This window comes from Mesorhizobium sp. WSM4807 (assembly GCF_055811615.1).
Genome location: NZ_JBVVQY010000066.1, coordinates 1 through 7,958, shown reverse-complemented (window position 1 = coordinate 7,958; position 7,958 = coordinate 1). Strand labels below are relative to the sequence as shown.

Genomic DNA, 7,958 nt, shown 5'->3' with positions numbered 1-7,958 from the left:
GCTGCCTCGCTAACGAGGCAGCCCTCCTCAATCAGATCGGGATCAGGCCGTAAGATGTCCACTCAGAGCACACAGCCCAAACTCGTCCAAAAGGAATCCGCCGGAGGGGCGTTTTACGCCGGACGCGGCATCGCCGTAACGCCCACGATATCGCATGCCAAGGGCATCTTCTTTTGGGACACCAATGGCAAGCGCTACCTCGAGGGGTCGTCCGGCGCTGTCGCCGCAAATATCGGCCATGTTAATGAGCGCGTACGCGATGCAATGATCGAACAGGCCAATCGCATGTCGTTCGCACGGCGTTCACCAGCGAGGCGACCGAAACGCTCTGCAAGATGGTCTCAGACACTCGCGGGTCCCAGATTCAACCAAACTTTTCTTGTCTCCGGAGGCTCGGAAGCGGTCGAATCTGCCCTCAAGCTCGCACGTCAATACGCCGTGGTCACAGGTCAACCGAAGCGCTCGAAGATCCTTGCGCGCATGCCAGGTTATCACGGCTCGACGCTCGGCGCTGCCGCGGTCACCGGCGATCCGGATCTGGACCAGATGTTCGGCCCGATCATGCGGATAATGCCCAAAGTTCCGGCACCATTGAGCTACCGCATCCCGGAAGGCGTCGACTCCTATGCCGACCACTGCGCGGACGAGTTCGAAAGACAGATACTTGCGGAAGGCGAGGACACGGTTCTCGCATTCATTATAGAGCCGGTCGGCGGCGTCGCCACTGGCGCCTTGGTAGCGCCGGATCATTACTTTTCCAAGGTCCGGAAGATTTGCGGTCGCTATGGCATTCTGCTGATCTTCGACGAGGTGATGTGTGGCGCCGGCAGGACCGGAACCTTCCTGGCCGCTCATCATTGGCCGGATGCCCTGCCAGACCACCTGATCGTCTGCGCTAAGGGTTTGAGCGCTGGCTACACGCCGCTTGGCGCGATGATTGCCCCCAACAGGATTGTCGACAAGGTCGTCCAGTCCGGCGGTTTCTTGCGCGGCCACACCTATTCCGGCAACCCGCTCTCCTCGGCAATCGGTGTCGCGGTTCTCAAGGAGATGCTTGACCGCGATCTGACGGGTAATGCTGAGCGGATGGGCGTCGTGCTGCGGCGAAAGCTCAACGCGTTGAAAGACCGAAGCACTACCATTGGCGGCGTGCGGGGAATGGGTCTCCTGAACGCAGTGACGGCCGCCAGACAGGCGTCCTACCGCGTCTCCGAGATCGCCCGCGATCTTGGCCTGCATCTCTACGCACGCCGCGCCGCTAGCGGAAAGTTCGGGGAATGGTTGATGGCAGCTCCGTCGCTCATCATCACCGAGCCGGAAATCGACCTCTTCATGGAGCTTCTCACTGAGATGTTCCGGCTTTTTGAGAGTGAGAACTGATGAGGCGGGCGCGTATCCATCCTGACCCGATGCAATCCAGGTTGGCCGGCTCTGATGTGCAAGAGCTCCTTCCTCTGCCGGCAGATCCAGGCAACGCCGGCATGACGCCGCACACGGACCTAATAGCGGCAGCTACGGCGTGGCGCCGCGATTTCCATCATCATCCCGAACTTCTGTTTGAAGTGGATCGCACAGCCGCACGCGTTGCCGACCTCCTCCGCAGCTTCGGGTGCGACGAGGTCGCGAGCGGCATCGGTCGAAGCGGGGTCGTTGCGGTCATCCGGGGCGGAACCGCACCGGCCAGTCGCACCATCGGCATCCGTGCCGACATGGACGCTCTGCCCATCCTTGAGGCGACCGGGCTGCCTTATGCTTCGGCTACGAAAAGACGGATGCATGCCTGTGGGCATGACGGGCATATGGCGATTCTGCTTGGCACCGTGAAGCAACTTGCCTCGACGCGCGCATTTTCCGGCACCTTGGTCGCGATCTTCCAGCCTGCGGAGGAGGGGGGTGGCGGCGCGAAGGTAATGGTCGAGGACGGTCTCTTCGAGCGTTTCGGCATCGAGGAGGTCTACGCCCTCCACAACATGCCGGGCATGGAGGTCGGTACCTTCGCCTTGTCGGAAGATGTCATGCTCGCCGCATCCGACCGCTTCGACATCAAGATTCTCGGCAAGGGTGGACACGCAGCCCGGCCGCACGAAACCATCGATCCGATCATGGTCGCCAACCACGTGGTCGGCGCACTGCAGACGATCGTCTCAAGGGGCGTAGACCCTGTTGACCCAGTCGTGCTCTCAATCACGTCCATCCACGCTGGCGATGCCTACAACGTCATCCCGTCCGAGGTCGTGCTGAAGGGCACTGCCCGCACCCTGTCCGACGCCCACCGCGACAAGGTCGAAAGCCGGGTCCTGGCCATAGCTACCACCGTCGCTAAGGCGTTTGACGCTGAGGCGGAAGTCGAGTATCGCCGTGGCTACCCGCCGACTATCAATCATCCGGTCCAGGCTGGCATTCTGGGGGACGCCGCCGCACGCGTTGCTGGCCATGCCGCGGTGCAGCGCGACGTGGCGCCCATAATGGCCTCTGAAGATTTCTCCTACATGCTGAAGGAGCGGCCCGGCGCCTTCATCTTCATGGGCAATGGCATGACCGCCCCTCTTCATCATCCGGAATATGATTTCAACGACCGCGCGTTGCCCGTCGGCATCGCGCTGTGGATCGATCTCGTGACTAGACAACGGAGGTAGAGCGAGTTCTATTTCCGGTGAATACCGGCTTGCGCGAGTAGTTTCGGCATTCTCCCGGCGTGATGATGTTGAGGACATGACCGATGGCCCGGCCGACGGTATCGGAGCTCTGGACCGCGGCCTTGCGCAGCAGGTGCTTGGCGTAGAGCTGCTCGATAGGTTAGTCGTCCGTGAACTATCCGCAAGCTATTGATGTAGCTTACTGATCGGGGAAGATCGTGGGTTTGGAATTGCAGGATTTGCGGTGTTGGTCGGTGTTTTCTTGCAATCGGTTTTGCGATTCCGTTCGTGCGCTGGGGCGTGATTGAACTAAACCGCTGCCGCGGTAGCTGATGCGCGGGTCTGGCCTGAGGAGGTCCCTGTCTGAGAAGATTTGGTGTCGAGCCAACCTTCCAGACAGGAGAACCCCAGATGGCCCAGATAAGCCCTCTGCGTCAGCGGATGATTGAAGATCTGACGATCCGCAATTTGTCACCGGAGACCCAGCGATCCTCCGTGCATCACGTGGCGAAGTTCAGTCGATTTTTTGGACGATCACCCGATTAACTGGGATACGAAGAGGTGGGCGCCTATCAGGCCCACTTGGTGGGCCGAAGGGTCTCGTGGGGCGCGTTGAACCAGACCGTTTGCGCCTTGCGTTTCTTCTGTGGCGTGACGCTGGGTCGATCTGATCTGCCTGAGCGGATCGCTTACGCCCGGACGCCGCGCAAGTTGCCGGTCGTGCTGAGCGCCGATGAGGTGGTCGGCTTTCTGCAGGCCGTGAAGGGGACGAGGAACCGGGTCGCTCTGATGACCATCTATGCGGTGGGCTTACGCGCCACGGAGGCGGCGCGTCTGCAGGTGACGGATATCGAATAGTCACCGGATGGTCATTCGCATCGAGCAGGGCAAGGGCGACAAGGACCGATATGTGATGCTGTCGCCGCAGCTGCTGGAGATTTTGCGCGTCTATTGGCGGTTGATCAAGCCGGGGCGATGGCTGTTCTCCCGGCGCGATGGCCGCGGCCCGATCCACCCACAGACCTTGGGGATCGCCCGTCGAGCAGCCTGCGAGTTCCTGGGCGTTGAGAAGCGGTGACGGTGCACAGCCTTCGCCACCCACCTTTTGAAGCCGGCACGGACATAAGGATTATTCAGGGGGACCGTCAGGAATTGCCTGAGGCCGGTTTCGTCACTGGCTGACGAACCTTTCGCCGAAGACGACGGCGAACTGGGTCTTGGCCTCGAACCACTCTCTTGGCGGTCGCTTCCACTCCTCGGCCGCGTGGTTTAGGACCATGGCGGCATCGTCATTGGGAAACTGCCCGCGCGTTCGAACTGCCGGGCGCAGTTTTGAGTTCAGCGCTTCAATTTGGTTCGTGGTATAGATCATCCGTCGCACGCTTTCGGAAAAAGCGAAGATGGGCACGACGTGATCCCATTTGCGCCGCCAGCTCTGCGTGATCGCCGGATATTTCTGGCCCCAGTAGCCGGCCTCGAATTCCTCCAGAGCCTTCCTGCCTGCTTCAGCGTCCTTGGCACGATAGATCGCGCGCAGCGCCGGCACGACGGGTTTGCGGTCCTTCCAGGAGACGGACTCCAGGGAATGGCGGATCAGGTGCACGATGGGCCTGTTGAAGAAGTGCCGTCACGCTGATTCAATCGAGCTGCCGTTGATTCTCGGGAGCTGGCGATGCTGGGACGAAAGGAGCGGGATCAGCTCGAGCTGTTCATGACGGGGTCATTGCGGCAATTGATTCCCGACGATCACATTCTGGCCCGCGTCGATCGCGTTCTCGATTTGGATTGGCTGCGCGAGGAGGTAGCTGACCTTTACTGTGCCGATAACGGTCGGCCTGGCATTGATCCCGAGGTGGCGGTGCGCCTTATGCTTGCCGGCTTTCTGCTCGGGATCGTGCACGACCGCCGGCTGATGCGGGAGGCGCAGGTGAATGTCGCGATCCGCTGGTTCATCGGCTACGGCCTGCACGAGGCGCTGCCCGATCATTCGAGCCTGACCCGGATACGGCAGCGCTGGGGCGCGGAACGCTTCCGGCGCATTTTCCAGCGCACGGTTCATGCCTGCATTACGGCGAAGATCGCCAAAGGCGAGATCGTTCATATCGACGCTTCACTGATCCGCGCCGACGTCAGTTGGGACAGCCTGGCGGTTCGGCATGTCGAGGCGGTGGCCGAGATCAACGACGCAGAGATCGAAGCGCTCCGCGCCAGCCGGCAGACCGGCAAGTTCAAGAAAGTGTGCGTAACCGACCCCGACGCCACTATGGCGACCAACGCGCGCAACCGCCGACTGGAGCCGGCCTACAAGCAACATACGGCGGTCGACGACCAGTGCGGTGTCATTGTCGACGTTGAGGTGGCGACAGGTGAACAGGACGAGGGCATGGCTGTGGAGGAGCGTCTCGACGCTATTGCCGAGACGACGGGTTCGGCCATCACGACGGCGACGATGGACGCCGGCTATGCATATGCCAAGGTGTTTCGGGCGCTGGAGGATCGCGGCATCGAGGCCATCGTTCCGGCCAAGGCCGAGCCACGTCCTGGAAAGGTCATTCCGACGCGCCGCTTCAAGTTCGACGCCCTGCATAATCTAGCGCGCTGTCCGCGAGGAAAAATCCTGCGGCCGAAAGGCAAGCTGCAAAAGAGCTCATTCCAACACTTCCAGGCACGCGGCAAGGATTGTCGCGCATGTCCGCTGCTGGAACGCTGCGTTACACCGTCGCGCCACGCCCGCGTCGTCGTGTTCAACGTCGATCATCCTTCATTGCTGAGGGCGCGGGCAAGCGGCTCGGATGGGTCGAAAGGAACAAGATATCTATCAGCGTAATCGCTGGCGGGTCGAGGGGCGTGCATGGCGAAGCCAAGACATGGCACGGCCTCGCCCGCGCGGTGCGCCGAGGACTGGACAATATGCGCATCCAGGCCTTCCTGACCGCTGCGGCCAATTAATCTGAAGCGGCTGGCCGTCGCACTCTACGGCTCCTGCTTCTGCTCATCAGCAATTCGGCGGTCAGCATCAAATTTCAGAGGCTCGCCGCGGTATGACGCGTCGTTGTACAGGTTGATCGCCACCGGCTCGGAGCCCGAAATTGCCGGGCAAAAAAGCACTTCTTCAACAGGCCCACGATGCAGGTCTGCACCACGGTCTGGGGAAAGACGGCGCTGATCGCCTCGGGAAAGCCCTTCAGGCCGTCGACGACGGCAATGAGGATGTCGCCGACGCCGCGGTTCTTCAATTCGTTCATCACGCGCAGCCAGAACTTGGCGCCTTCGGTCTGCTCGATCCAGATGCCCAAAATCTCCTTGTTGCCGTCGGGTAGAATGCCGAGCGCGATGTAGACGGCTTTGTTGGACACGAAGCCCTCGTCCCGGATCTTGACCCGGATCGCGTCGAAGAAGACGAGCGGATAGACCGCGTCGAGCGGCCTGTTCTGCCATTCCGCCACTTCCTCCAGGATCGCGTCGGTGACGGCCGAGATCAGGTCCGGCGACACGTCGATGCCGTAGACCTCCTCCACATGCCCGCGGATCTCGCGCACGCGCATCCCGCGCGCATACATGGAGATGATCTTGTCGTCGAAATCGGGAAAGCGCCGCTGGTATTTGGCGATCAGCTTCGGATCGAAGGTCCCGGCCCGGTCGCGCGGGATCGACAGCGTCATCTTCGACGTGCCCGTCAGAACCGACTTCCTCGAATGGCCGTTGCGGCGATTGGCGCTGCCGTCGGTGCGGTCGTCCTTGAGATGCTCGTCGAGTTCGGCGTCCAGAATGCGCTCCGAAGGCGCCTTCTTCAGATCGTCAAGCAGCCCGTCTTTGTCCAGAAGTTCCTTATCGATAGCCGTGTGATGATTCTCTCCTTACCATCATCATGGCCTCAGGCACAGAATTCCTGACAGTCCCTCATTCAGGTGCTGCTGGGCCATCGCAGCCTGGCGACGACGACACTATACGCCCAGGTCTCAACGGCTGTGATCGGCCGGACCGCCAGTCCTTTTGACTAACTTCACATGGAGATCACGCCGTCCGGCTGAGCCGCGCGTCATGCGCCCGGATCTGGAAGTGGCGGATGTATTCCACCGTCACGGGGCTGATTATCGCCGCGATCATGCCGGCCATCTCGGGCGTGTCGAGCGCCGGGTCGTGGCCGCGGTGGAGGCGTGCCGGACCGCGGCCCTGGGCGGTCACGCCGAACAGTGCACCGACTGCGGCCTCGTGCGGCAAGCCTATAACTCCTGCCGCAACCGCCACTGCCCTAAATGCCAAGGCCTAGCCCGCGCCCAGTGGCTTGCCGAACCGCAGGCTGAGCTGCTGCCGGTCCCATACTTCCACGTGGTCTTCGTCGGCCCCTTCGGCGCAATCACACCATGCTCGGCCATATGACCACGCAGCGCATTGATGAGCTGAGTGCGCTGACGAACCAATAAATCGCGGGTCCGAAAGACCATCGCTCCGGCCTGCTGCCGCTCCGTCTTAACTTCGACAAAGCCCATGTTCGGTCGCATCGCCGCTTCGGCAATCGCCTCCGCGTCCGCGGCGTCGTTTTTCTGCCGCTTCACGAACGGCTTCACATGACCGGCGGTATCAGGCGAACCTCGTGCCCGATCTCTCCAATCGCTCGGGCCCAGAAATGTGCGCTGGCGCACGCTTCCATCGCCACGACGCACCGGGACTGCCGAGCAAAAAAACGCCAGAACCTGCGAACGCGAAAGCTTCTTGCTGAAGGCAGCGCTGCCATCTGCTCGTGCCCTGTGCGCCTGAAACACCCGCTTTCCCAAGTCTAGACCGATGATGCTAACCTCACTCAGGGATGCCTTCTCCTTTGCCGTGACGTTCAGAAAACATCACATTGGCACATTGCGATGCCGTCGGAAGGGCGCATCCAACTCCATCAGTTTCTCAATTCGCCCGACAAGCGTCAACGACCCAATGGCGCCGTCTCTCGCGTCGCAGATGGTCCTGCATCGCGACGACGGGCGACCGCTCAAGAGCGATCGGCGAGCCCGCTCCGGCGCCTCGGACACACTGTCGAGCCTAAATCCCCATAGCCCCGCCCGCCATCCCGCGGTTCAGTTCAATCAGGCTTCAATGTCGTCGCGACCCGAGCGTGCCCGCCCAATCGCGCCCGCAACTACACAGAACCCTCCAGATTCACGCGGTTCGGCGGCGGCGAATCGAGGGGATGGCAGTGTCCAGGCCACGCGAGAAGCACGAGACGGGAGAACAGGATCTTTTCCGCTCCAGGCTCGATCAGATCATCAATATGAAGCACGAGCTGGTACGGCTGGCGCAGGCGATCGACTGGCCTGTGCTGGAGGAGCGTTT

4 protein-coding genes and 6 pseudogenes are annotated in these 7,958 nt (G+C 61.4%); 7 read left to right on the top strand and 3 right to left on the bottom strand.

Annotation, left to right across the window (positions count from 1 at the left end):
- Positions 1-54: 54 nt before the first annotated feature.
- The 4 genes from AC0L3N_RS33110 (at position 55) to AC0L3N_RS33095 (ending at position 3,714) form a co-directional block, all read left to right on the top strand.
- Positions 55-1,380: an aminotransferase family protein gene (locus AC0L3N_RS33110; RefSeq protein ID WP_473551827.1), complete on the top strand. Its 1,326-nt coding sequence runs from the start codon at positions 55-57 to the stop codon at positions 1,378-1,380.
- Positions 1,381-1,481: 101 nt separating this feature from the next.
- Entirely contained in the window at positions 1,482-2,636 is a 1,155-nt protein-coding gene (locus AC0L3N_RS33105; RefSeq protein WP_473551826.1) for a M20 aminoacylase family protein, read from the top strand.
- 561 nt (positions 2,637-3,197) lie between these two features.
- Positions 3,198-3,494 (top strand): hypothetical protein, encoded by a 297-nt coding sequence (locus AC0L3N_RS33100; protein ID WP_473551825.1) that lies wholly within the window; start codon positions 3,198-3,200, stop codon positions 3,492-3,494.
- A 7-nt stretch (positions 3,495-3,501) separates the two neighbouring features.
- Positions 3,502-3,714 (top strand): site-specific integrase, encoded by a 213-nt coding sequence (locus tag AC0L3N_RS33095; RefSeq protein ID WP_473551823.1) that lies wholly within the window; start codon positions 3,502-3,504, stop codon positions 3,712-3,714.
- 93 nt (positions 3,715-3,807) lie between these two features.
- Here AC0L3N_RS33095 and AC0L3N_RS33090 read toward each other — a convergent pair.
- Positions 3,808-4,242, bottom strand: a pseudogene (locus tag AC0L3N_RS33090) (transposase); the annotation flags it as partial.
- Between the two features lie 66 nt (positions 4,243-4,308).
- Here AC0L3N_RS33090 and AC0L3N_RS33085 point away from each other — a divergent pair.
- A pseudogene (locus AC0L3N_RS33085) lies at positions 4,309-5,802 on the top strand (transposase).
- Here the strand turns inward: AC0L3N_RS33085 and AC0L3N_RS33080 are convergent.
- A pseudogene (locus AC0L3N_RS33080) lies at positions 5,747-6,472 on the bottom strand (IS256 family transposase); the annotation flags it as partial. The pseudogenes AC0L3N_RS33085 and AC0L3N_RS33080 sit on opposite strands and share 56 nt — an antisense overlap.
- A gap of 205 nt (positions 6,473-6,677) precedes the next feature.
- Between AC0L3N_RS33080 and AC0L3N_RS33075 the strand changes: the two are divergent.
- A pseudogene (locus tag AC0L3N_RS33075) lies at positions 6,678-6,983 on the top strand (transposase zinc-binding domain-containing protein); the annotation flags it as partial.
- Here AC0L3N_RS33075 and AC0L3N_RS33070 read toward each other — a convergent pair.
- A pseudogene (locus AC0L3N_RS33070) lies at positions 6,974-7,441 on the bottom strand (IS110 family RNA-guided transposase); the annotation flags it as partial. The pseudogenes AC0L3N_RS33075 and AC0L3N_RS33070 overlap by 10 nt on opposite strands.
- A 380-nt stretch (positions 7,442-7,821) precedes the next feature.
- Here AC0L3N_RS33070 and AC0L3N_RS33065 point away from each other — a divergent pair.
- Positions 7,822-7,958: pseudogene (locus AC0L3N_RS33065) on the top strand (IS5/IS1182 family transposase); the annotation flags it as partial.

Bases quoted from the DNA above. Each gene is read 5' to 3' on its own strand.
- AC0L3N_RS33105 (WP_473551826.1), top strand. From the start codon at position 1,482: ATGACGCCGCACACGGACCTAATAGCGGCAGCTACGGCGTGGCGCCGC.
- AC0L3N_RS33110 (WP_473551827.1), top strand. From the start codon at position 55: ATGTCCACTCAGAGCACACAGCCCAAACTCGTCCAAAAGGAATCCGCC.
- AC0L3N_RS33095 (WP_473551823.1), top strand. From the start codon at position 3,502: ATGGTCATTCGCATCGAGCAGGGCAAGGGCGACAAGGACCGATATGTG.